This window comes from Paenisporosarcina cavernae, from assembly GCF_003595195.1.
Classification (GTDB): Bacteria; Bacillota; Bacilli; order Bacillales_A; family Planococcaceae; genus Paenisporosarcina; species Paenisporosarcina cavernae.
In genome coordinates this window covers 1,616,763-1,640,840 of sequence record NZ_CP032418.1, presented here as the reverse complement: position 1 = coordinate 1,640,840, position 24,078 = coordinate 1,616,763, and the positions used below count along the sequence as shown (strand labels likewise).

The following is a 24,078-nucleotide window of genomic DNA, read 5'->3' as shown; positions in this document are numbered from 1 at the left end:
ACTTAAGAAGCCATTTCTAGTAAAAGCTCTTTAGGAGTCTTCTTTGATTTTAATTGCGGTCGAACATTGTTATAATAAGAGATGTAATTTTCAACTGCCTTTATCATTTCTTCATCTGTTTTAGGGATTATAAAACATGGCATTTCTACTTTAAGCTTCCCAAAAAAGCTTTCGATGCATGCATTATCCCAACAGTTTCCTCTACGCGACATAGAGGGAGTTATGGAGTTTTGGTAAAGGTAATTTAAATATCTTGCACTAGTAAATTGCGATCCCTGATCACTATGTAGAATCGCATTCTTTTCCATAAGACCTTTCTCCAACAATTGATCAACTGCTTGTAAAACCATCGATGTCGTCATCGTATCGCTGATCGAGTAGGCGACTACCTCTCCATGGCACAAATCTTTAATGGCACATAGATATAAAAAATGTCTATAAGGTCTCTCGACCTCTAGATAAGTAATGTCAATACATAGTTTAATTCCTGGACGTTTAGCTTTAAAGTTACGGTTTAAAAGATTTCCGATTATCGCGTGTGGTTTTGATTTTTGTTTCCAATTATGACTTGTTTTTAATGGCATATGATAATCTCTTCGCATTCTCGCAATTCGCTTTACACTGACCTTAATTCCAGCCTTTTCTAATTCATTTTTCATTCGTTCATTCCCTAATGTACCTGCATGAGTATTGTAGATACTCAACATCTTGTTAAGAAGTGTTTTATCCTTTTCTGCTTTTCTTTCTTTATGGGAATTTTTCATCCACTTGTAATAACCGGATCGGGAGATCCCGACCATTAAACAAAGCTCTACAATGGACAAGAAACCTTTATAGTTCGTTACATACAAGCACTTTTCTTCGTAATATTTCACCTCCCCACTGAATCCATTCTCTTTTTTAAAACTGCTATCTCTCTTTTCAATTTCTCAATTTCAAGTACATATAATTTCTCTCGCTGTGTTTTTGGTTTTTTTCCTTGTTTACCGTGTAATACTTCAAAGCTTCCCGCTGTACGAACTAATTCAGCCCAATCCTGAACTCTTCTTCTGTTACTTATTTCTAACTCGACTGCAACACTTTGAGCAGACTCACCAGATAAATACCGCTCCACTGCAATCTTTTTTGTCGTAAAATCATATCGTTTGTAATTTGTAGACATCACTTTCACCGCTCCTATGCTTATAATATAGTTAAAGAATAACAGTTGAGCGGAATTAAACTGTCTACTTTAGGTTCATAGTACACTGTCTACTTTAGGTTCATAGTACACGATCGTAGGAGAATTTCGACAATGAAAAACTCGAGTGTAAGAGGAACCCCACTCGAGTTTATATCATTTGTTTTGATGATTATTCTATGGTTGTTGAAAGTTGAGCAGCACTCATGCCAGCAATTTTTCCTGTAACAAGTGCAGAGGTGATATTGTATCCGCCGGTGTATCCGTGAATATCCAAAATTTCTCCGCAAAAATATAATCCCATTTTCTTCTTAGAGGCCATTGTTTTCGGTTCAATTTCTTTCACGCTAACACCACCACCCGTAACAAATGCTTTGTCGAGAGGTTGAGAGCCTGATATACGAACGGTAAAGTGTTTCAGTAATTTCACGAATTCGCGTATTTTTTCATGGGAGATAGTTCCTGCTTGAGCTGTAGGATCAATGATAGCTCTTGGCAATAAAAAGAGCAGCCAACGTTCGGGTACGATATTTTTCCACGTATTCTTTACAGCTTTTTTGGAATCTTCCTTTACTAATCCAACTAACCGTTGAAATAATTGTTCAGGGTTTTCGGAAGGTACACTGTCAATTACTACCTCAACTGGTTTTGAACCTGTTTTCAGTTGTTCTTTCACGACGTATTGACTACATCTTAAAATAGCTGGACCGCTTAAACCAAAATGAGTGAATAGCATGTCCATTTGATGTGTCACTAACGTTTTTCCTTTTGCGTTTAATACAGATACAGCAACATCTCGTAAAGCAAGTCCTTGTAATTCGCGAGACATGATAAATGGTTCTTTCGATAATAATGGAACTTCCGTAGGGAAAAGTGTAGTCACAGTATGACCTGCTTTTTCAGCCCAAGGATAACCATCTCCAGTGGAACCCGTTTGTGGTACTGCCTTCCCACCAACAGCAACAACGACCGCTCTTGTCCGAAATTCTTCTCCTGATTGCAAGCGTACACCAGTAATTTTTTCGTCATCCATTAATAATTTTGTAACGGCACTTTCCATTTTCACCTCTACACCCAATGTTGCAAGTTGACGAATTAACGTATCGACGACATCTTGGGCACGATTGGAAACGGGAAACATCCGTCCGTGATCTTCTTCTTTTAAAGCAACGCCTAATCCTTCAAAGAATTCGATAATATCTTCATTATTAAATACGGAGAACGGGCTATATAAGAACCGTCCATTTCCAGGTATGTGCTTCACAATTTCTTCTTGAGGCAATCGATTGGTTACATTACACCTACCACCACCGGAAATGGCTAATTTTTTTCCTAATTTTTTTCCTTTTTCAAGTAGCAATACTTTATTTGCCACTTCTCCCGCTGCAATTGCAGCCATTAAACCGGAGGGACCCCCACCGATTACTATTACGTCATACATGCTAGTGTCACACTTTCTACTTTTTTCTTTATTATAAACCATTTGAGCTTTCGAATGCAGAAGAGTAAAATAGCAAAGAAACTATTACATTTTAGTCAGGTAGGAACTTATGTCAGCGAATTTTCTTAAAGGTACGGCCATCTTAACGATAGGGCTGTTTTTATCTAAAATATTGGGCGTTATATACGTTATTCCGTTTTACGCCATGGTTGGTGAAGAGAACACCACATTGTATCAATATGCATATATTCCGTATAACTTAATGTTGGCAGTTGCTATTTCCGGCGCACCTATTGCTTTTTCGAAATTTGTTTCGAGATACAATTCAGTGGGGGATTATAAAACAGGAAGAAAATTATTAAAATCTGGATTGTTGACTATGTTAGTGACAGGTTTTCTCTCTTTTCTAATACTTTATTTCTTAGCAGAGCCATTAGCGCGTATTATTATCAAACCTGATGACAAAATTTTTACAGTAGAAGACGTTCGAGACGTTATTCGTTGGGTCAGTTTTGCTTTGATTGTCGTTCCATTTATGAGCTTATGGAGAGGTTTTTTCCAAGGGTATCATTACATGATGCCGACTGCAGTGTCTCAGTTAATTGAACAAATCGTTCGTATTGCTTTTTTGTTAGTAGGAGCATATGTCGTTATTAATCTGCTAAATGGTTCTCCAAAAGTAGCGATCCAAGTAGCGGTACTTTCTGCATTTGTTGGAGCACTCGGCGGACTAGCTATTCTTTCGTACTTTTGGCGGAAAAAGAAACCAGAATATAATAGGTTGCTTGAAGGCAGTCAGTCATCGCATGATGTCGGATTAAAAGATATGTATAAAGAAATTATTGCCTACGCCATCCCAGTAGTATTTTTAGGCGTAGCAAATCCACTTTTCCAATTTGTGGATTTGTTAACGTTTAACCGGGCTATGATCGATTCAGTAAATGCGATTAAATCGAATACCTTCTTAGGAATTCTGAATTTCCAAGCGCATAAACTTGTTATGATTCCTGTGATGCTTGCAACTGGTTTTTCTATGGCTCTTATTCCGTTGATCACGAAATACTTTACGACGGATGAGCACAAATCATTGACTCGTACGTTAGACCAAACGTTTCAGCTATTACTGTTCCTTACTTTACCAGCTGTCATCGGTATGACAGTTCTAGCTCGGGAATTGTATTATGTATTCTATGAACCGAGTAAAATTGGTTCAGATATTTTAGCTCATTACTTGCCGGTTGCTATACTCTTTAGTTTATTCCCAGTAACTGCTGCAATTTTACAAGGGATCAATCAGCAGAAGTGGATTATTTTGAACTTACTTATCGGATTACTATTAAAGCTTGCGTTAAATATACCGTTTATTCATTTATGGGAAACAAATGGTGCTATTGCTGCAACAATTGTTGGGTATACCGTTGCTACTGGTATGAATATTTGGGTCATGGCAATAACACTTAATTACCACTCTCAGCTGATTATTCGTCGAATTGGTTGGATTTCTCTTATGAATGTGGCACTGTTTGCAGTGGCATGGGTAAGTCGTAAGCTGATTCTGCTCGTGTGGTCACCTGATACAAAACTGGAAGCATTACTGTTCTTATTTATCATTGCGATGATCGGTGGAGCTGTTTATGCATATTTAGGATTACGTTCCGGAATTGCACAGAAATTATTTGGTGCAAGATTAACAAAATATACGAAAAAATTTGGGTGGACATAAATGACAATTCGGTTAGATAAAATGCTAGCTCATATGGGATATGGTTCTCGTCGAGAAATTAGAGGACTCGTAAAAGCAGGGGAAGTACTTGTGAATGGATTGCCTGCAAAAGATGTTGGAATGCAAATACAAGAAGAAAATGATCAAGTGCTCGTTTACGGAGAAGAAGTTATCTATTCGGAGTATGTCTATTACATGATGAATAAACCTCCGGGTGTTATTTCAGCGACTGAAGACAAGCATGATGAAACAGTAATTGATTTACTTGACCCGTTAGCACAGCATTTTGAGGTCTTCCCTGTCGGAAGACTCGATAAAGATACAGAAGGATTACTTATCCTTACAAACGATGGTAAGCTTTCCCATCAACTACTATCACCAAAAAAACATGTTCCAAAAACATACTTTGCTAAAGTAGAAGGCGTCGTGTCGCAGAAAGATATTGATCAATTTGCAAAAGGTGTAATTTTAGATGATGGATATGAAACAAAACCTGCGAAACTTACAATAGTGCAAGCAGCTGAAATTTCGGAAATAGAGTTAATCATTGTCGAAGGAAAATTCCATCAAGTAAAAAGAATGTTCGAAGCTGTAGGAAAAAAAGTCGTCTTCTTAAAACGAATTCAAATGGGAGAGTTATCGTTGGATCCTGAACTAGAACTTGGAGATTATCGAGAGCTTTCAAAAGAAGAAGTCGAGATATTACGAAATAGTCAACCTATCGCGTTTTAACATAGATCCTAGGTGGTTCAACTGAATCACCTAGGATCTTTTTTTTAGAAAAGTCAACACATGTCTATATATTAAATAAAGGATTTTAGAAAGTTTAAGAGAAACAATTGAAATAAGGTTTTCTTTAAAAGATTTTTATTGGTATACAGGAGGTGGAAAAACGATTAAAAATGTTGAGTTACTAGTCGTTGCTCTATGGGGAATTGGAGTATTAACCGCATGTAATGTAAGCGAGCCACTTATTGTAGAGGATATTGCCAAGGTTACGGTTACATGTAGAATGACAGAAAAACAAATGGAAATTTCGGATAGGACGGAAATAGAAAACGTATTGAAAGAATTAAATGAAAGTAGACGTGAAGGTACGCAAGAAATGGAATTGGCTGAAGGAGATAGTATAATTTTTGAAACAACTGCTGGAAAGGAACTGCATGCGACGCTCTATTCAAATGGGCATACGGATCTAAAAGGGAATTATGTAAGATCGAACATTCAAGATTACTGTACCAACTAATGCGATTTATATCCCTAAATTAAAAATGAAGAGAACTTATTATTTCTATCGAATTGAAACTAGAAAAGTATATAGTTGTAGTAGAAAAACTATATCCCATTTCAACTTTAGCAACAAAAAAATAAGATAGTAGATTGGATGATTCCATCCGGCCTACTATCTTTTTCCATACAATTTAAGATGTCAGTTTTACTTTTTTCTCTGTCACTGTCCATTTGCCTCTTATCGGACTGTCGATAAGGTCATTGAAAACCAATACATTTAAGTCTCGTTGAATCGTTCTAGGAGTTGTCCCGAACGCTTCGACTAACTCTTGCGTCGTTACCATTTCATGATCACGAATGTACAAATAGACGTCTTTGATGCGAGTGAGCATTCGATCTGTAGTGTGTTTCAATTACTGAACCACTCCTTCTAGTTCTATTCTCTTGGCAAGTGACAATATTATCTGACAATTAGATTATAACGAACTTAATAAGAGATATCTATATTTTTGCAACAAAAAGTGTAAAATAGCTGTATATCTACGAGACGGAGGTCACGAAGAATGGATTGGAAAAAACGTTTAGAGGCTGAAAAAACAAATTTATTAACAGATTTACAAAATTTAATACAAATCGAAAGTGTGTTAGACGAAACTAAGACATCGTTAGAAGAACCATTTGGACTTGGTCCAAAGAAAGCATTGGAATGGATGTTGGAAAAAGGAAGAATGGATGGTTTTACAGACAAAAATATTGCCAATATGGCGGGTCACTTAGAAATAGGAGAAGGAGAAGAGTTATTAGGCATACTAGGACATGTAGATGTCGTTCCTGCAACAGGTAATTGGAAGTATGGAGCATTCTCAGGCGAGATTGCGAATGGCAAAATGTATGGACGGGGAGCCATTGATGATAAAGGCCCTACTATCGCAGCGTATTATGCCATGAAAATAGTAAAAGACGCAGGTATCCCATTTACTAAACGAGTTCGACTAATCATAGGTAGCGACGAAGAGAGTGGATTTCGTTGTGTAAAGCGTTATTTTGAAACGGAAGAAATGCCAACGATTGCGTTTGCACCTGATGCAGACTTTCCGATCATAAATTCCGAAAAAGGAATTTCAACGTTGAAAATGACAACTGCTCCAACGGATGAACAAGTATTGACTCATTTTCAAGCTGGTAAACGAACAAATATGGTGCCGGACTTTGCTCAAGCTGAACTGAATCTAGACCTTACAAATGCTAAAGAGGAATTTTCTCAGTTTCAAAAAGTGCATGGAGTGACTGGGGAATTACGATGGGAACATCAGCAAACAACGATTACCCTAACTGGGGTTTCTGCACACGCAATGGAACCAGAAGACGGAAAAAATGCGGCAATATTACTTGCTAAATTTTTATCTACTTATATTCAAAGTCCGTTCATCGCGATGTTATCAACATATTTTTATAGTGATTCACGCGGCAAACGGTTACAGTTAAATTTTTCCGATGAAGCTTCGGGGGAAACGACGTTTAATCCCGGAGTTGTTTCATTCACAAAGTCCTCAGGTGGTAGTGTTGAAATTAGTATGAGATACTCGGTATCATATCCATTTGAAAGCAAACTTTCAGCGTTTCAAGCCGATATGAAACAAAACGGAGTTCTCGTGACAGTTATATCAAATGATCCTCCCCATTTTGTCCCTGCGGAAGATCCATTTATTCAAACACTCCAAAAAGTGTATGAAAGACAGACAGGGGAAAAAGCAGCACTACTATCTATTGGCGGAGGGACATATGCGCGGGTACTTGAAAAAGGTGTTGCTTTTGGAATGTTATTTCCCGGTGAAAAAGATGTTGCGCACCAAATAGATGAATTTGTTGATCTAGAGAACTTATATAAAGCAGTAGTTATTTACGCAGATGCTATTGCAGAATTAGCGACGAAAAACTAACAAAAGGATGGTTTTATTTGTGAATTGGGTAATGTGGAATGACCGATATGTAAAAGAAGAAGAAATTATGATTTCAATAGAAGATCGTGGATATCAATTTGGTGATGGTATATATGAAGTCATCCGTGTTTATGAAGGCTCGTTATTCACTGCTCAAGAACACATAGACCGTTTCTTTGCAAGCGCGGAGAAAATTGGAATCGTCGTTCCATTTACAAAGGATGTTTTTCATAAAAGAATGTACGATTTGGTGGAAATGAACGAAGTACGGACTGGCCAGGTGTACGTGCAAATCACAAGAGGTGCAGCGCCTCGTGCACATCAATATCCAGATAGTAGTGTACCAGCAGTGATAACTGCTTACACAAAAGAAGTTGCTCGTCCTTTGACTCAATTTGAACTGGGAGTAGCTGCCAAGACAATTGAAGATATTCGTTGGTTACGATGCGATATAAAAAGTTTAAATTTGCTAGGGAATGTCATGGCAAAACAAGAAGCCATTCAAGCAAATTGTTTCGAGGCAATTCTACACAGGGGGGACCGAGTTACGGAAGGATCTTCTTCTAATATGTATGGTGTGAAAGATGGCATTGTTTACACGCATCCAGTTGATAACTATATTTTAAATGGAATTACACGTTCTGTCGTAAAAGAGTCCTGTCAGCGATTAAGAATTCCATTTGTAGAAGAAGCGATGGATCTCCAAGACCTTTCGACAATGGATGAATTCTTTTTAACATCCACTACAGCAGAAATTACACCTATTGTAGAAATTGATGGAAATAGCGTGGGGAGTGGACGTCCAGGGAATATCACCCGACAATTACAGCTCGCGTTTGAAGAGAAAATTGCACTAAATGAACCTTCACTTTATACAATTTAAGGGGTTATAACATGGCGCAGTTAATAAAATTACAAGATTATGTGTCACGGTATCAAAAAGATTTGAAGAGGTATTCGAATCAGTTTGTTCGCTTGAAAAAAGTGCAATGGCATCGTATGAAACAAGAGTGGGAAAATGGAGTTGCTCTAGTTGAATGGGTACACGAAGAAACGGAAATAGAACAAAAGGATTCTTGGCTAAGTAGACTATTTAAACGTGATGAAGCAGAAATTGATTTGAGCGATGAACTTGAAAGTGATTCGCATACAGGCTTAGAGGATCGTCTCGGAGACTTTCAGGTGAATATGTCGTATCACCCAAAAACAATCGATGAGTTAAAGAAAATGTATTTAGACCAGTTGTTTCATTTCCAATTACAATGGGCGAGTTCTACACTCATGGAAAAATCACATTTGGATAATAAATATATTCGAGATACATTCTTACGATTGTTAACGCAACGACTACCTGATAATTTGTTGCTTTTCTATCGTCCGATTATTCAAGTAAAGAAAGCCCCTTTGGAACTGGAAATTGTACTTCTGACACCTACAGAGACACTTTGTATCTGTTTATTAGAAGCGGAAGACATGGCAGCATTCGTCGCTAATGAAGAACGTTTTTGGACAAAAAAATGGCGCGATCAAGAGCAAAAAGTGTTAAATCCGATGATTGCCTTAAATCGTATGGAATCGGTATTAAAACAGCTCTATCAATCGAATGAAGTAGAATTGCCTATACGAAAAGTGATAGTATCTCGGAATGGATACATTGACTTTCCTGGAAATTCATACGGATTAAAACTTATTGATAAGCGTTCATTTGAGGAATGGTTTATGCAATTGCGAAATATTTCTATTCCTTTAAAGCATATGCAAATGAAAGCTGCGGAAGCTTTATTAGCACACACACAAACCACTTCCTTTAGCCGAGTAGGTTGGGAGTCAGAGATTGAGGAAAACGAATGAAAAAATGGGTATTTATCATTAATCCATCTGCTGGAAATGGAAAAGGAAAGCGGAAATGGGGAGCAATACAACCTCGATTAATGTTCGAATATGAATATTATTACACTAGTGGCCCACGAAAAGCGGTCGAATTAGCAAAGAATTGTGCAAATAATGGCGCGGAACTTGTTATTGGAGTTGGAGGGGATGGGACACTTCATGAAATCGTAGAAGGTGTCTCCCTTTCTAACAATAAATCTTGTATTGTTAGTGCGATAAGTGGTGGATCTGGGAATGATTTTGGTAGAATTTTTCCCACTTTTTCACGAGCGGACGAATTAAATGAGGCTTTTAAGAATGGTGTTCAAGGTGAGTTCTTCGACTTGGGGAGGCTTGAAACGAATCATTCGAAAGAAACGTTTACGAATAACGCTGGTCTAGGGTTTGATGCGTATATTGCTTATCATGTCAATAAATCTTCTGTGAAAAAAATGCTCAATAAGATTGGCTTAGGGAAATTAGCGTATACTTTTTTTGTCGTGAAGGCGCTTCTTCATTTTCCTTTATTTCATTTACAAGTAAATGCAGATGGCCAAATCAGAAACTTCGAAAATGTTTGGTTAGCAACATTAAGTAATCAACCTTTTTTCGGTGGAGGAATGAAAATATCTCCAACATCTAATCCGAGAGATGGGTTAGTAGAATTGACAATTGTTTCGAACATTTCTCGATGGAAATTACTCCTTGTCTTTGGAAGTGTCTATTTGGGAAAACATACGAACCTCCAAGCTGTACATACGTTTCAAGCAAGTAAAGTTGGTTTAACAACGGATACCATCACTTATCGGCATGTTGATGGGGAATATGCTGGAAAGACCCGCCCACATCAGGAAGATTGTTTCTCTATCGAACCAAGGGCAGTAGCATCTTTAACGACCATGTCATCTTGACCTTTTCTGAACGGTAGAACATAATGGATAGTTGAAACAAGAAGAAAGTAGGTACTAAGATGCGTTTACGTAACAAACCATGGGCAGACGAATTTATCGCGGCTCATCCAACGATTGTTGTGCCAAATCCCGAGGAGTGGAAAGGGAAGTGGGGAACATTATTTCCTCAGAACCAACCTCTACACATTGAAGTAGGAACGGGTAAAGGGAAGTTCATTACAGGAATGGCAATAGCCAATCCAGACATAAATTATATTGGAATCGAATTATATGATAGCGTGATTGTTTCAGCTGTGGAAAATGCATTGGAAGCTGGCTCCCCTCCGAATTTACGCTTATTAAATGTGAATGGAGCACATCTTGAAAAGTATTTTGCAAAAATGGATGTGGCGAGAGTGTATTTGAACTTTTCTGATCCATGGCCAAAAACGAGACATGCAAAGAGACGTTTAACACATGAGAATTTCCTGAAATTGTATGAATCCATTTTACCTTCAAATGGTGAAATTCATTTTAAAACGGACAATCGTGGCTTATTTGAATTTTCCTTAGTCAGTATTTCGGAATATAACATGCGATTAAAATATGTCTCCCTTGATTTACATGCAGAAATGCCAGAAGACAATATTACGACCGAATACGAAGAAAAGTTTTCTGCATTGGGACAACCTATTTATCGTTTAGAAGCTGTATTCAACAAATAGGAAGGAGTTTTTCGGATGCATTTAGATCAATTTACATTTCATGAGATGACATTTACTTGGTTAAAAGGCGGAATGACATACTTAGACGGAGGTGCAATGTTTGGAGTTGTACCGAAGGCGTTATGGTCTAAAAAATATCCGGTAAACGACAAGAATCAGATTGAATTACCGACAGACCCTATTCTTATTCAATACCAAGGGAAAAACCTTCTCGTGGATACTGGTGTAGGAAATGGTAAAATGTCTGACAAACAATTACGGAATTATGGTGTTACAGAACAGTCTACTATTGATGATTCTTTAGCCACTCTCGGATTGTTAGCAGAAGATATTGATTATGTATTACTAACTCATATGCATTTTGATCACGCATGTGGATTGTCCAAATGGGAAAATGGAGTCTTAGTTCCATCTTTTCCTAATGCAAGAATCATTGTGTCGAAAATCGAGTTTGAAGAAATGAAAAATCCTAATATTCGTTCGCGAAACACGTATTGGAAAGAAAATTGGGAGCCTGTAGTAAATCAAATATCCGTATTTGAGGGTCGCTTTGAAGTGTTAGATGGAATTGAAATGATTCATACAGGTGGCCATAGTGACGGTCACAGTATTTTATTATTTAGCCAAGGAGACGAGAAAATCGTGCATATGGCTGACATTATGCCGACTCATGCTCATCAAAATCCGTTGTGGGTACTTGCGTATGATGATTATCCAATGACTTCTGTTTTTGCGAAAGAAAAATGGATGAAAGAGGCACTAACAAATGGTTATTACTTTTCTTTCTATCATGATGCTTTTTATCGTTTACTCAAATGGACAACGGATGGGAAAGAAATTTTAGAAGCTGTAGAACGGACAAACTAAAAAGCGTTAGAAAAGGTAGGAATCACATCCGTTTATTGGATGAACCATCTTTTCTAACGTTTTTCTTTTTTAGGCTATTCATTTAGTAGAGATGCTAAGATTTTTCAATTTGAACAATCGTTCCAGTACGTGCATCTGCAAGGAATTCGAAATGTTCAGGTGTTCCTTCAGATACTTTCGAAATTCCACCACGATACACATCTAATTCTACATTTTCTTGATGAAAGACTTCTGGTTTCATATAAATCCAAGAGCCATCAATTGGCCCATCTTGTCGAAAGGATTCTTTTACAGAAGATAAAATCATATTTGCTGGTTTTAATGGGTTTTGGCGATCAGCAACTTCTTTTATTAAATAGCCAGCTGCTATACCAGTGGCAAAGCCAACAATAAAATCCCTTAGTTTCAAAATAGTTTCCTCCTTAATGCTAGAGATTTGTTAACATATACTCTACAATAAACAAGTAGCTTTTGTACATAAATAGGAGGCGTTTCCCCATGAATACAGAAACGAAACAATTATTTAAGACATTAACGGAACTTCCAGGAACTCCCGGTAATGAACATGCTGTTCGTCATTTTATGCGTAAAGAATTAGAAAAATATTCGGATGAAATCGTACAAGATAATTTGGGTGGAGTGTTTGGATTACGAAAAGGCCCTGAAAATGCTCCGAAAATTTTAGTTGCTGGACATATGGATGAAGTAGGGTTTATGGTTTCAGGCATAACAGAAAACGGAATGCTACGATTCCAACCACTAGGGGGTTGGTGGAGCCAAGTGTTGCTTGCTCAACAAGTCGACATCGTAACTTCTACAAGAGTTATTCGTGGAGTGATTGGATCTATTCCGCCGCATTTATTAAGTGATGACGCGAAAAAGAAACCGATGGACATTAACAATATGTTGATCGATATTGGTGCAGATGATAAAGAAGATGTAAAACGAATCGGCGTTCGACCAGGTGATCAAATCGTACCTGTTTGTGAATTTCAGCCAATGGCGAATGAAAAGAAAATACTAGCTAAAGCTTGGGATAATCGATATGGTTGTGGGCTTGCAATTGAATTATTGAAGGAGCTACATGGAAAAGAGCTGCCAAATACGCTTTATTCTGGTGCAAACGTGATGGAAGAAGTAGGTTTAAGAGGAGCACAAGCTTCTGCAACGATGATTAAACCTGATTTGTTTTTTGCATTAGATGCTAGTCCTGCAAACGACATGTCTGGGGATAAGAATGAATTTGGACAACTTGGAAAAGGAACACTACTTCGAATCTTTGATCGCAGTATGGTTACACATAAAGGAATGCGTGAATTTGTTTTAGACACTGCAGAGTCAAATAATATTCCGTATCAATATTTCATGTCTCAAGGCGGAACTGATGCGGGGCGTGTACACATGGCAAATGAAGGTGTTCCAAGCGCGGTCATTGGAATTTGTTCTCGATATATTCACACTGCTGCTTCTATTATCCATACAGACGATTATGCAGCTGCGAAAGAATTACTGATAAAACTAATTCAAACTGCAGATCGTACAACTTTAGAAACAATTAAGCAGAATGTATAATGGCATTTCTAGGAGGTATTAACGTGCAAAAAAAGATAGCTGCATTACTTTTCTTATTTGCCGCATTTGTCCTATCAGGATGTTCAGCATCCATTGACGAGCAAGCTGAAAATGGATTCCAAGATGCAAAGGATAAAATGGAGTCTGCCCCGAAGGATCCGAATGAAAAAGTGGATGACGTTTCATTTTATCTTCCTGGTGGTTTTCTAGTACAAGAAGAATCAGATGAAACGAACATCGTTTTGAAACAAGGGCAAGATTCGTATGTGTTATTCATTAATCCGAACGAAGCAAATGATAGTCATTTGTTTTACGACCTGCTACAAGCAGAGAAAAAAGAAGTCATTGTAGCGGAAGAAACGTTTGAGTCCAATGGGAATTTTGGGTTTGTCGCTATTTTGCCTTCCGGGGAAGACCAATATGAAATTATGGTCAGTATTGGTGGGGTGAAAATGACTACTATCAGTGACAAATCAGATGTTCAAACATCAATAGGTACTATGATGGAAATTGTCCGATCGGTGGAAATGTAAGGAGTGGTAAGAATGATGGAGTTGGAGACAACTGAACAACTGCAAGGCTTTAAAAATGGTGATTTCACGGTTTTTCATTTTACAGCAGACTGGTGTCCTGATTGCAGATTTTTAGACCCCATATTACCAACCATTGAAAACGAACATCCAGAAATAACGTTTGTTACGATTGATCGAGACAAATTTATCGATGTATGTGTTGGAATGGATATTTTTGGGATACCAAGTTTTGTTGCCTTCAAAAATGGTAATGAAGTAGGTAGATTTGTTAGTAAAGAACGAAAAACAAAAGAAGAAATTGAACAGTTTTTACACACTTTATAACGGCGTGAGCGGTATTCCATTTCAGGAATGCCGTTTTACTATGAAAGGAGGCCGTCATGAAACCTCTAGAATTAATCGAAATGCTTAAAACAAAACTTCCCGAATCTACTTGGGAGTATGATTATAACCGCGAACAAAATAGCCTTAAAATAACCAGACGGACGCTTAAAAAAGGCATAACTATTTCCATTGGTTCGTTAATAGCGAAATACGAATTAAACGCCGATAAAGCGATTGATGAAGTTGTCTATTTAGTCGAACAAACGTTTCTAGCTATGGAAAAAGAGCAAAAAGGAATTCAAGCGTCACTAGACCAAGTTTATCCCATCATTCGCTCTACTTCCTTTCCAAAGGTATCCAAAGGAAATCAAGAATTTCTCACCGAAGAGCATACAGCCGAGACGCGCATTTTTTATGCATTAGACTTAGGAAATACGTATCGATTGTTAGATGTTGAAATGGTAAAACAATTAGGATGGTCAAATGATCAAGTGAAAGAATCGGCAAGATTTCAAGTAAAGAAGCTTCCTGTAGACACTAAAATGGATATCGTTTCAGATAATGTTTTTTATTTCTTAAATCACAACGATGGTTATGATGCTAGTCGATTACTAAATGAGAAGTTTTTAGAAGATATGTCCATTCAAATACAAGGTGATATGACCCTATCCGTCCCTCATCAAGATGTGCTGATCATTGGAGATATTCGAAATGAGATGGGTTACGATATTTTAGCGCAAATGACAATGCACTTTTTCACCACTGGAAAAGTTCCTATCACATCTCTCTCATTTGTATATGAAAATGGAGAACTCGAACCGATCTTTATCTTAGCCAAAACGAAACCAGATAAGGAGAAAGACAAATGACACAAGCGTTTTACAACAACAACGGAATTGGAGATGTACTTTTAGTACAACTAAATGATACAAAACCGCAAGAAATTATAACGGAAACAAAAGGCGATATCACGCTTATTAAAGATGAAGCAAATACGATTCTTGGGTTTAATTTGTTTAAAGCAAGTACCTATTTCCACTGGGAAGAACAAGGTGCAATCGAATGGAACGAAGAAAAAATTGCGGCAGTGAAAGAAGCGCTAAACAAAAATAACGTTTCCTTAACCTTTGAAGTAGATTTATCTCCAAAATTTGTCGTAGGGTATATTGTATCTAAAGATGCACATCCAAATGCGGACAAATTAAGTGTATGTCAAGTAGATGTAGGAGAAGAAACGGTACAAATCGTATGTGGAGCTCCAAACGTCGCTGCTGGACAAAAAGTTGTTGTAGCTAAAGTAGGAGCGGTTATGCCATCTGGGATGCACATAAAAGACTCAGAACTACGAGGATTAGCTTCCGCAGGAATGATCTGCTCCGCTAAAGAGTTAAATCTTCCAAATGCTCCACAAGAAAAAGGTATTCTTGTATTAGAAGAAAATGCAGAAATTGGTTCGAAATTTATGTAACAAACAAGCTGTTCCAATAGGAGCAGCTATTTTTTTATGGAATAAGTGACGTATGGCTTGGAATTAAAGGAACCAGGTAATGAAATTGTTTTGGTGGATCGATTCACTGGTGTATGCGATCGATTCTCTGATTCAGTTTTAGGGAAGTCGCTGTAACTTTTCTGCAATGACTGGTTCTGAAACTATTGATTCCATTTATTTAGTCATTATTATGGAGTTCTCATCTTTCGACTCATTGGAAATCAATAAGAAAGCTGATAAAATGAGAGATGTGAAAGGAAGCGTGTTTTGTGAAATTATTTATTCAAAAAATTGGAAAGATGATTTTCTCCGATCATGAGGAAGAATCAGACCATTTATCAACAAATGAAATAGAACATACATATACAAAAAAGACACCGTTTCGCTTTCCAGTTTTGTCAGATGATGAAGTGGAAAAATGGAAAAATATTTCCATTCCGAATGACACGGTTATTGAACCTACTAAACCAAATTATAAGAGTACTCCTGAACCAGCATCTGTCATTAAAAATAGAACGAAACCTACTTTGTCAGCGACGAAAAAAATGTATCGTCCAACAGAATTCATTTCACCAATTCATGGTAAAAACCAATCGACTCCAAAGCCAATTGAAGAGTTATTAAAAGCGAAGGAGAACCAAGTACGTTCGGAAGATTCAATCGAACATGCTCAACCTACCGAATCTCATCAAGTAGATAAAGCTACGATCGAACGACATCATTCAATGATTCAACCCAACGTGAATACGATAGAAAATAACGAAAAATCTTTTTCAATCACCAATGAAACGAAACAAATTCCATCTGATTCTTCTCCTAATGAAAGAACAGCATTGACTTCTAATTCGGCGAAAAATCAATCATCAGATGTATTGGAGAAACATTTAGCTACGTCTAATGTTTCAACCATCTCGACCGAAACGACAAGAAACCATACAAAAGGTCAGAATGCACCATCCATTGTAACTGCTGGTGATTCTTCGGATTCACCTTTAAAAGGAGGGGAGCATCAATCTTCTCAGGAAACGCCGAAAGAAACCAAGAAAAGTTTACCGTTTAATGTAATGATGTTGTCATCTGATAAAAAGAGACTAGCTGAAAAGCAAGATGTACCCTTTGCAAAACAAATGGAACGGAATCATATAGAGGTTCCTGCAAATCATGTCTCGACCGATTCGTCTGTTCAAGGTGGGGTAACAATTTCAGAAGAAACACCCGAACTGTCTTCAGTCAACGATGGTGTTAGAAATAATCCTACGCGCACCATTTCTGAAGAAAATTCAACTTCTCTTGAACAACCCGTCTCAACTAACTATACAAGTAATGAGACTGACTCAGGACATCGTTCTCCATCCACTCACTTGTTTCCGCCAGCCCATCTCTTGAACCAGCCTCTTGGCGAAGTGCAAGATTTGGAATGGATGCAACATCAAGCGGCTCAACTAGTGGAAGCACTTTCGTATTTCCAAGTAAAAGGGGAAGTAGTTCAGATGGTGCAAGGACCAGCGGTAACACAATTTGAGTTAAAGGTGTCCCAAGGGACAAAAGTAAGTAAGATTCGTAATTTAGCAGATGATTTAAAATTAGCACTGGCTGCAAGAGATATCCGAATTCAAGCCCCAATTCCAGGGAAAAGTTCAATTGGAATAGAAATTCCAAATCGTACTTCTCGAGCTGTAAATTTATCCGAAGTGACAAATCATTCGACGTTTATGAATTCAGAATCACCTGTTCAAGCTGCACTTGGACTCGATTTAACTGGAACTCCTATTTCAATTGATTTACGTAAAATGCCGCACGGGCTAATTGCTGGAGCTACTGGTTCAGGTAAATCGGTCTGTATTAATTCTTTACTTGTGAGTCTTCTGTACAAAGCGTCGCCAAAGGATTTAAAATTGCTCTTAATTGATCCGAAAGTGGTTGAACTTGCACCGTTTAATCATATTCCGCATTTGATTAGTCCGGTAATAACGGATGTAAAGGCAGCTACTGCTGCACTAAAATGGGCAGTAGAAGAAATGGAGAGACGATATCAGTTATTTGCGCATTCAGGTGCAAGAGATATTGAACGTTATAATCACTTAGCAGAAAACAATAAAAGTTATTCGTTGAAACTACCGTATATTGTCATTGTTATTGATGAGTTGGCAGATTTAATGATGATGGCCCCTTCTGAAGTAGAAGAATCGATTTGCCGTATTGCACAAAAAGCAAGAGCTTGCGGCATTCATTTAATCTTGGCTACTCAACGACCATCCGTCGACGTTATTACTGGATTGATTAAAGCAAATATCCCGACAAGAATTGCATTCTCTGTCTCTTCCCAAATTGATTCACGAACGATATTAGATACGCAAGGAGCTGAAAGACTTCTTGGTAGAGGAGATATGCTTTACCTAGGCAATGGTATGTCTAGCCCAATTCGAATTCAGGGAACATTTGTGACGGATGATGAAATTGAGCAAATAGTTGAACACGCCAGAGCACAAGGTGAACCAGACTATGTCTTCGTACAAGAGGAGTTAATCAAACGCGTAGACTCTGCTGTTGATCAAGATGAGTTGTTAGAAGAAGCTTGTCGCTTCATTGTGGAGCAATCGTCTGCTTCCACTTCTCTATTGCAACGAAAGTTTCATATAGGGTATAATCGAGCAGCTCGATTAATAGATTCGATGGAAGAACAAGGATTCATCTCTGGGCAGAATGGTAGTAAACCACGAGAAGTATTAATCAGCTCTTCCGATATTACTAGTTTTTTTGACTAATCAATACATTTCATGCATAACTAAGGGTATAGAGTAAATTAGAAATGCAACCTATTCAGGAGGTTCAACATACATGACATTGTTTCATTTTACAGGGATTAAGGGGTCGGGGATGAGTTCGTTAGCCCAGATTTTGCACGATGCGGGGAATAAAGTGCAGGGCTCAGATATTGAAAAATATTTTTTTACAGAAGCCCCATTACATGACCGTGGAATTACCGTTCTACCGTTTTCAGCAGATAACATTCAATTAGGTATGACGATCATTGCAGGAAACGCTTTTAAAGATGACCATGAAGAACTTGTACGAGCACGTGAGCTAGGTGTTGAAATTATTCGTTACCATGTCTTTTTAGGTGCTTATATGGAACAATTCACTTCCATAGGAATAACAGGTGCTCACGGAAAAACCTCCACTACTGGTTTAGCAGCTCATGTCCTCCGTGGTCATGCTGCCACTTCTTTTTTAATAGGTGACGGTACTGGTTCAGGGGAACGTGCTGCAACTTACTTTGCATTTGAAGCTTGTGAATATCGCCGACATTTTTTAGCGTATCATCCTGACTATATGATTATGACCAATATCGATTTCGACCATCCGGATTATTTTACTGGTATTGACGATGTATTTTCTGCATTCCAATCAGTGGCACTCCAAGTGAAAAAGGCAATTATTGCATGTGGAGATGACGAATATTTACAAAAAATTCAAGCGAATGTTCCAGTTGTGTATTATGGTTTTGGAGCAGAAAATGATTTCGAAGCTCGTAATGTCGTAAAGGATGACACTGGTGCACGATTTGACGTGTTTGTAAGAAATGAATTTTATGCAAACTTCCATGTTCCATTATTTGGCGATCATGCCGTTTTAAATGCTTTAGCAGTCATTTCTTTATGTCATTATGAAGGAATACCAGCAGCAACGATTCAAGATCAATTGACAAGCTACAAAGGCGTAAAAAGAAGATTCAGCCAGACGGAAGTAGAAGAGTATATTTTAATCGATGACTATGCTCATCATCCAACAGAAATTACTGCAACGATACGTTCTGCACGGCAAAAATTCCCGGACAAAGAAGTAATTGCGATTTTTCAACCGCATACTTTTTCACGTACAAAAACCTTTTTACAAGAATTTGCAGACAGTCTCTCCTTGGCTGACCATGTGTACTTATGTGATATTTTTAGCTCAGCTCGTGAGAGTGAAGGAGATTTATCGATTCAGGATTTAAGCGATTTAATTCCAAATTGTCAACTTCTAACGACAGATTCAATTGACGTATTAGAAAAACATCACGAAGCAGTACATTTATTTATGGGTGCAGGGGATGTGCAAAAATTCCAACGTGCATTTATGGAAAAAATAACAAAACAATAGAAGATAGGAAATCCGTTTAGACGCGTCGACTCGTTTAAACGGATTTTTATATAACAGAAGAAACGATGCATGTCTTATCGTACAAGTCACTAAACGAATTTTTTTATTTCTCGTAAATCTTGAATGATTATATCTGCTTGAGATAATTCTTCTTTATGAGCGAAATCAAAATCACAGCCGATAGAAGGGAATCCATTCTCTTTTGCAGCTGAAAAATCTGACAAACGATCCCCAACCACAATTGCGTCAGTTATGCTGTAACTCTCTTTTATTAATTTCACTAATTCTCCTTTATCAAGGGAATCAATTTGTTGAATACTAAAAGTTTCTAAAATCCATTGATCAAGCTTGTAAAATTGAACGATTGCACGTAAATAATCGACCAATCCATTGCTAGCGATAAAGATCGATCTATCTTTTTCTTCTAAGTAGCGAAAAATATCAAGAACATGTGGGTAAAGAGCTCCATTCCCATTTGCAATTAATTCAATTAATTTCTTTTGAAAAATGGTATCTGCTTTATGTCGACTTGACGCTGAATGGTTTGGTAAAAGGTGTTGCCAAACGATTGGTAATGGAACTCCCATAATGCTTCGATACAATTCAATCGGTGTTGAACCATCCCATACATTATTTTTTCTTAACTCATCAAACGTAGCTTCTAATGCTGGTTCTAAAATGGTAGCAGTTTGAAATAAAGTACCATCCATATCAAAAATTATTGCTTTCATTTTATTCATCCTTCACTTTTTAGATCTGTCTATGTGGACGAAATAAATTGACGCATGTTTCAAAACCATAGATGATAGAAACAAACAATTTCGTAGAAAATCAGGAAGGAATTTTTCTTCAAATGTCGAAAATTATAGAGGTATAAGTTTATTTCCTACGAATTATGGGAAAATAATTAAAGAGAATCATGATTTAGAGGAGGGATACGATGGAAAATTTGTTATACATAGCAGCGTTAATTGCCGCCATCGCATTTTTAGTGCTTTGTGTAGGTTTAGCTATGACGTTATTTTCATTGAAAAAGACGTTAAACAGTGTCTCTCAGACAATGGCTGGTCTTGAAGGGCAGTTACAAGGAGTGACAAGAGAAACGACTGATTTACTGCATAAAACAAATGGATTAGCTGCAGACATTCAAGTGAAATCTGAAAAATTGAATACTGTAGTAGATGCAGTGAAGAATGTAGGAGAATCCGTTAATGGTTTAAACACATCTGTGCGAAGAATTACTTCTTCTATATCAACAGAAGTGGAACGAAATGAAGACAAGATTGCACAAGTAGTGCAGTGGAGTAATGTCGCATTTGGTATCCGAGATAAATGGAAAGAAAAGAAAGCGATTGAAGAAGCTCGTGCAGCTTCCACTATTAGGAGGAATGTAAATGACACACTATAAACCAAATTATAATAATCCAGAGTACAATGAACAATTTTACCGAGAGAAATCTCGCCAAACAGAATCTTACTTGCCACAACCAAAGGAGTACTCTCCCGATTATTATTCCAATTCTATGTATACTTCAGATGAAGTGAATGGAAAAGATTTTTTAATTGGCGCACTTGTTGGGGGTGTAATTGGAGCGGCAGCAGCACTGTTTTTAGCTCCGAAAACAGGAAAAGAACTTCGTGAAAACGTTTCGACACAAGCAGTTAATTTAAAAGATAAGACAGCAGAATTTTCTACAACAGCAAAAGAAAAAACGTCTCAATTATCTTCTCAATTGAAAGAGCAATCCACAACTATGATGGAAAAAGTGAAGTCCAAAAAAGGTACAACAGGTCCGATGGATGATGGAACTGCATCTTCAGAAGGAGAAGAACCAATTGATTTTGTAGAAACAATCGAACAAACAATTGAAAATTCTTCTGCTGAAACTCCCACTTCACAAGCACTAAAAGAAGCTGTGGAAGAACAAAAATAAAAATAATCCTCCGAGTAGTATTTTCGCTCGGAGGATTATTTTATGTGAACACAATTTCTAGCGTATCTCCACCAAAAATAGGAGAATCAAATCCAGATGGTTCGTTGTTTTTCAAAATAGCGATTTGTCCTTTAACAGAATTTGGTAACTGCCAGTTAGCAAATCGAAATACATCTTGAAAGATCCAAGGTTCTATTGGATGTTTCTTTAGATGAATGGATGTTCCAGTAGGTATTAATTCTTCTAGCTTCATTTTTTGCTCTCGTACATATATCGAGGTAATTTCCTTTGATAATTCCACTACTTCCGATTGAAACTTTACTCGTATGCCGTCCATTACTTTTTCGCCTAGGGATTCAATAATAGCACGAGCAGTTGACGAGTTCTTCGCTTCTATCACAATATTTGCATTATCTTCCAGAGGATAGCTGTTTTTTGCCACTTTTGTATTTACTTTCATCGTAGCCGTAAACTCCGGGAAATAAGTTACTTTCCCATCAATAGTGAGTTGGTAAGGTTTTAGTAATTGTAGTAAATCCTCTCGATTGATTTTTCTTAACGCTTGTTCAATGGTGAGGATCGGCATGAATGAAACAGAATCGCGTTCTTTTAATACGTAATCGAGTGTTTCTTTCTTACCGTTTATCAGAATTGTCGGTTCAACGACATACATTCGTCCATTTACCGTAATTGTTTTAATTGTTGCATCATCAATAATAGATTTTACTGTTACAGATGCATTTGCCCCATCCTCGCCTGGGAGAATCGTAATTTCGTCGTGCTGTTGAATAAAGGTTTTCGTGGTTGCAGTTTTTCCATTAACAAAAATTTCGGAAGGTTTTCCATGTTCCCCTGGTATATGGATAGCAGATCCGTTTACATCTATTGAAATAGCTAAACCGGGTTTCCCATACAGATTTCTCGCTTTAATGTTTGCGGCTAAGAACGCATCTCCAACCGTCATTTCTTTCAGCTCAAACAAGCGGACAACTTGTTCATTTACACGAACAGATAAATAATGAATTGGCGCTTTTTTTGCAGCGATCGCAATTCCAATTGGGGTAACTAGTTCTGGCGTGATTGGAATATGATCCTCTTTTGTAAGAGACTGAATCGCGTCAATCCCACGAATTGCAACACGGTTTTCAGGAAGTTGAAGCAATTCTGCGAGAATGGTTGTGATTTTTGGTGTTAAACTACCACCGCCTACTAGCATGACAGCTTTTGGTGCTTGCTGATTGTTTAACCTTAAAATTTCGATCGAGATTTCATTTGCTAAGCGACGTATCGCTGGTTCGATTTGTACAATTACTTCTTCTGAGGCGACATCTGTATCAAAACCAAGAATGTCTTGAATAGATACGAACTCTTCTGTTCGAAGATTTCTTTTTACTTTTTCAGCAAGGGGGAAATCCAACAAAAATTGATCGCTAAGTGCTTCTGTTATTTCATCGCCAGCAGTTGGAACCATTCCGTAAGCGACAACGGTGCCACGATCTGTAATGGCAATATCGGATGTTCCAGCGCCAATGTCGACTAGAGCAACGTTTAAGCGACGCATAGATGTGGGAATTAATACATTAATGGCTGCGATTGGTTCTAACGTTAATCCTTCCATTTCTAAATCTGCTCGTTTTAATGCAGACATTAATGATTCTACGACTACTCGCGGTAGGAATGTTGCAATTACTTCCACGGAAGCTACTTTCCCTTGTTGGTCGACTAAACTTCCTATTTCTTCTCCATCTAAACGATAAAATAAAACCGAATACCCTACACAATAATAATGCGTTTGTTTTGTATTGGATTCATCTTGAAGAAGTTGGGATTGAGCTTGTTGCACCGCAGCAATTTCTAATCGGTTTACATCTTCCTCAGAGAACAGGGGTCTGTTTTCAATAGAAATTTCGACGAATGCTTGCTCTGTTTTTAATGCTCTTCCAGCTGCCGCTACACTGACTTTCTGGAGAGGTCCATGAGTGGTTTCAAGTTTGTTTTTAACAATATTGATCGCATCCGCAACAGCGAGTACATTATGTATTTGTCCATCTAACATTGCACGTTCTTTATGCTCCTCGACGACTAAATCGCGGACATGGTATTTCCCTTCGGATTCTTCTAGAATGATGCCAACTATCGAACGTGTTCCTATATCTAACGCAAATAGTTTTTCAGACAAGCTATCCATCTCCTTTATTCCAAGAAAAACTTTAGCGAG

At 37.6% G+C, this 24,078-nt stretch carries 25 protein-coding genes; 18 read left to right on the top strand and 7 right to left on the bottom strand.

Annotated features, from left to right (window positions below):
• Positions 1–2: 2 nt before the first annotated feature.
• The 3 genes from D3873_RS08300 to D3873_RS08290 form a co-directional block, all read right to left on the bottom strand.
• A complete protein-coding gene (locus D3873_RS08300) occupies positions 3–875 on the bottom strand; it encodes an IS3 family transposase (RefSeq protein WP_162920106.1) in 873 nt (290 codons plus the stop codon).
• Positions 872–1,162 (bottom strand): hypothetical protein, encoded by a 291-nt coding sequence (locus D3873_RS08295; RefSeq protein WP_119882409.1) that lies wholly within the window; start codon positions 1,160–1,162, stop codon positions 872–874. Before D3873_RS08295 ends, D3873_RS08300 begins: the two co-directional genes overlap by 4 nt.
• A gap of 190 nt (positions 1,163–1,352) precedes the next feature.
• Positions 1,353–2,621 carry a BaiN/RdsA family NAD(P)/FAD-dependent oxidoreductase gene (locus D3873_RS08290; RefSeq protein ID WP_119883630.1) on the bottom strand — a complete coding sequence of 423 codons (1,269 nt, stop codon included), beginning with the start codon at positions 2,619–2,621 and terminating at the stop codon, positions 1,353–1,355.
• Positions 2,622–2,730: 109 nt separating this feature from the next.
• On the opposite strand from D3873_RS08290, the gene D3873_RS08285 reads away from it, so the two are divergent.
• From D3873_RS08285 to D3873_RS08275, 3 genes are all read left to right on the top strand, one after another.
• Positions 2,731–4,344, top strand: coding sequence for a putative polysaccharide biosynthesis protein (locus D3873_RS08285; RefSeq protein ID WP_119883629.1), 1,614 nt, complete (start codon positions 2,731–2,733; stop codon positions 4,342–4,344).
• Between the two features lie 6 nt (positions 4,345–4,350).
• The gene (locus tag D3873_RS08280) at positions 4,351–5,076 is read left to right on the top strand and encodes a pseudouridine synthase (RefSeq protein WP_119884511.1); all 726 of its coding nucleotides are present in this window, start codon (positions 4,351–4,353) and stop codon (positions 5,074–5,076) included.
• 280 nt (positions 5,077–5,356) lie between these two features.
• Entirely contained in the window at positions 5,357–5,590 is a 234-nt protein-coding gene (locus D3873_RS08275) for a hypothetical protein (protein WP_119883628.1), read from the top strand.
• 175 nt (positions 5,591–5,765) lie between these two features.
• On the opposite strand, the gene D3873_RS08270 is transcribed toward D3873_RS08275, so the two are convergent.
• Positions 5,766–5,987 (bottom strand): DeoR family transcriptional regulator, encoded by a 222-nt coding sequence (locus tag D3873_RS08270; RefSeq protein WP_119883627.1) that lies wholly within the window; start codon positions 5,985–5,987, stop codon positions 5,766–5,768.
• Positions 5,988–6,137: 150 nt separating this feature from the next.
• Here D3873_RS08270 and pepV point away from each other — a divergent pair, with 150 nt between their 5' ends.
• Genes pepV through D3873_RS08240 form a run of 6 tightly spaced genes read left to right on the top strand, consistent with a single transcriptional unit; the run spans position 6,138 to position 11,865 of the window.
• The gene (pepV, locus tag D3873_RS08265; RefSeq protein WP_119883626.1) at positions 6,138–7,514 is read left to right on the top strand and encodes a dipeptidase PepV; all 1,377 of its coding nucleotides are present in this window, start codon (positions 6,138–6,140) and stop codon (positions 7,512–7,514) included.
• A 19-nt stretch (positions 7,515–7,533) separates the two neighbouring features.
• On the top strand, positions 7,534–8,397 hold the full coding sequence (gene dat / locus D3873_RS08260; RefSeq protein ID WP_119883625.1) for a D-amino-acid transaminase: 864 nt from the start codon (positions 7,534–7,536) through the stop codon (positions 8,395–8,397).
• An 11-nt stretch (positions 8,398–8,408) separates the two neighbouring features.
• Positions 8,409–9,365: an NERD domain-containing protein gene (locus tag D3873_RS08255; RefSeq protein ID WP_119883624.1), complete on the top strand. Its 957-nt coding sequence runs from the start codon at positions 8,409–8,411 to the stop codon at positions 9,363–9,365.
• Positions 9,362–10,294: a diacylglycerol/lipid kinase family protein gene (locus D3873_RS08250; protein WP_119883623.1), complete on the top strand. Its 933-nt coding sequence runs from the start codon at positions 9,362–9,364 to the stop codon at positions 10,292–10,294. The genes D3873_RS08255 and D3873_RS08250 overlap by 4 nt, the downstream gene beginning before the upstream one ends.
• Before the next feature lie 59 nt (positions 10,295–10,353).
• Positions 10,354–10,998, top strand: coding sequence for a tRNA (guanosine(46)-N7)-methyltransferase TrmB (trmB, locus tag D3873_RS08245; protein ID WP_119883622.1), 645 nt, complete (start codon positions 10,354–10,356; stop codon positions 10,996–10,998).
• A 15-nt stretch (positions 10,999–11,013) separates the two neighbouring features.
• Positions 11,014–11,865: a YtnP family quorum-quenching lactonase gene (locus D3873_RS08240; protein WP_238473760.1), complete on the top strand. Its 852-nt coding sequence runs from the start codon at positions 11,014–11,016 to the stop codon at positions 11,863–11,865.
• A gap of 94 nt (positions 11,866–11,959) precedes the next feature.
• Here the strand turns inward: D3873_RS08240 and D3873_RS08235 are convergent, their stop codons facing one another.
• Positions 11,960–12,274 (bottom strand): hypothetical protein, encoded by a 315-nt coding sequence (locus D3873_RS08235; protein ID WP_119883621.1) that lies wholly within the window; start codon positions 12,272–12,274, stop codon positions 11,960–11,962.
• 89 nt (positions 12,275–12,363) lie between these two features.
• Here D3873_RS08235 and D3873_RS08230 point away from each other — a divergent pair, with 89 nt between their 5' ends.
• The 7 genes from D3873_RS08230 to murC all read left to right on the top strand — a co-directional run bounded on the left by D3873_RS08230 (position 12,364) and on the right by murC (position 19,926).
• Positions 12,364–13,437: a M42 family metallopeptidase gene (locus tag D3873_RS08230; protein WP_119883620.1), complete on the top strand. Its 1,074-nt coding sequence runs from the start codon at positions 12,364–12,366 to the stop codon at positions 13,435–13,437.
• Between the two features lie 23 nt (positions 13,438–13,460).
• On the top strand, positions 13,461–13,970 hold the full coding sequence (locus tag D3873_RS08225; protein WP_119883619.1) for a hypothetical protein: 510 nt from the start codon (positions 13,461–13,463) through the stop codon (positions 13,968–13,970).
• 12 nt (positions 13,971–13,982) lie between these two features.
• Entirely contained in the window at positions 13,983–14,294 is a 312-nt protein-coding gene (locus D3873_RS08220) for a thioredoxin family protein (RefSeq protein WP_119883618.1), read from the top strand.
• A gap of 56 nt (positions 14,295–14,350) precedes the next feature.
• A complete protein-coding gene (locus D3873_RS08215; RefSeq protein WP_119883617.1) occupies positions 14,351–15,163 on the top strand; it encodes a DUF1444 family protein in 813 nt (270 codons plus the stop codon).
• The gene (gene ytpR / locus D3873_RS08210; RefSeq protein WP_119883616.1) at positions 15,160–15,762 is read left to right on the top strand and encodes a YtpR family tRNA-binding protein; all 603 of its coding nucleotides are present in this window, start codon (positions 15,160–15,162) and stop codon (positions 15,760–15,762) included. Before D3873_RS08215 ends, ytpR begins: the two co-directional genes overlap by 4 nt.
• Positions 15,763–16,052: 290 nt before the next feature.
• Positions 16,053–18,548, top strand: a complete 2,496-nt coding sequence (locus D3873_RS08205) for a DNA translocase FtsK (protein WP_238473759.1) — start codon at positions 16,053–16,055, stop codon at positions 18,546–18,548.
• Positions 18,549–18,621: 73 nt separating this feature from the next.
• Positions 18,622–19,926, top strand: a complete 1,305-nt coding sequence (gene murC / locus D3873_RS08200; RefSeq protein ID WP_119883615.1) for a UDP-N-acetylmuramate--L-alanine ligase — start codon at positions 18,622–18,624, stop codon at positions 19,924–19,926.
• 89 nt (positions 19,927–20,015) lie between these two features.
• On the opposite strand, the gene D3873_RS08195 is transcribed toward murC, so the two are convergent.
• Complete coding sequence (locus tag D3873_RS08195; RefSeq protein WP_338014646.1) at positions 20,016–20,657, bottom strand: HAD family hydrolase; 642 nt, start codon at positions 20,655–20,657, stop codon at positions 20,016–20,018.
• 209 nt (positions 20,658–20,866) lie between these two features.
• Here D3873_RS08195 and D3873_RS08190 point away from each other — a divergent pair, with 209 nt between their 5' ends.
• Complete coding sequence (locus tag D3873_RS08190) at positions 20,867–21,334, top strand: DUF948 domain-containing protein (RefSeq protein ID WP_119883613.1); 468 nt, start codon at positions 20,867–20,869, stop codon at positions 21,332–21,334.
• Entirely contained in the window at positions 21,321–21,860 is a 540-nt protein-coding gene (locus tag D3873_RS08185; protein WP_119883612.1) for a YtxH domain-containing protein, read from the top strand. Before D3873_RS08190 ends, D3873_RS08185 begins: the two co-directional genes overlap by 14 nt.
• A 40-nt stretch (positions 21,861–21,900) precedes the next feature.
• On the opposite strand, the gene D3873_RS08180 is transcribed toward D3873_RS08185, so the two are convergent.
• Positions 21,901–24,039: a cell division protein FtsA gene (locus D3873_RS08180; RefSeq protein ID WP_119883611.1), complete on the bottom strand. Its 2,139-nt coding sequence runs from the start codon at positions 24,037–24,039 to the stop codon at positions 21,901–21,903.
• Positions 24,040–24,078: the final 39 nt, after the last annotated feature.